Here is a 723-nt window from a genome sequence, read left to right as displayed (position 1 = left end):
ATCTGTATCAGATCGTTCTATTCAATATACAGCGGAATATAAAATCTTTGCGGTCAAAGAAAATCTAGCTGGTAAGGGGCCTGTACAAATCTTTAAAGAAAACGGGTTTGATTTAGAAGTGATTGGTGTGGAAAAAGCAAGGTCATCGATTAAACGCTGGAGAGCATCTTTTAAAACTCATGGAGAACAAGCATTTTCAGAGGAAAGACGCGGAAAAGGAGGTTCTGGTCGACCAAAAAAAGAACACATGTCAGCTGAAAAGAAATTAGAAAAAGCAGAGGCACGTATTCGTTTACTTGAAGCTGAATTAACACTGTTAAAAAAGCTAGACGAGATGGAAAGGCAGGCAAAGAAACGGCTATTTTAATACCAAGGGAAAAGTATCAAGCAATTAATGATACCGTTCGGCTGTATCAGTTGAAAAATATGACACGTTATTTATGTGATTTGGCAAATGTAAGCCCCAGTGGTTATTATAAATGGCTCCAAAATAGTGAGAAACAAGCGATGCGAGAAGAAGCAGATTTTCAGGACTACGTCCTACTAAAAACGATTTATGATGCGTCAAAAGGAAAAGTTGGTTATCGGGGTCTTTACATGGCACTAGAAGAACTACTTGAAATCCCGATGAATCATAAAAAAATTCTACGATTAATGCGTAAATTCAATCTATATTCGAAAGTAAGACGTGCAAACCCTTATCGAAATCTTGCCAAAGCTACA

The 723-nt window shown here is 37.3% G+C and carries 1 pseudogene; it reads left to right on the top strand.

Annotated elements, in window-relative coordinates:
- Positions 1 to 723 (top strand): annotated as a pseudogene (locus AC3WSK_RS26495) (IS3-like element ISBsp3 family transposase); the annotation flags it as partial.

The sequence above is a fragment of the Lysinibacillus sp. EB271-A1-10B genome (genome assembly GCF_058791335.1).
This window is presented reverse-complemented; position numbering and strand designations above follow the sequence as displayed.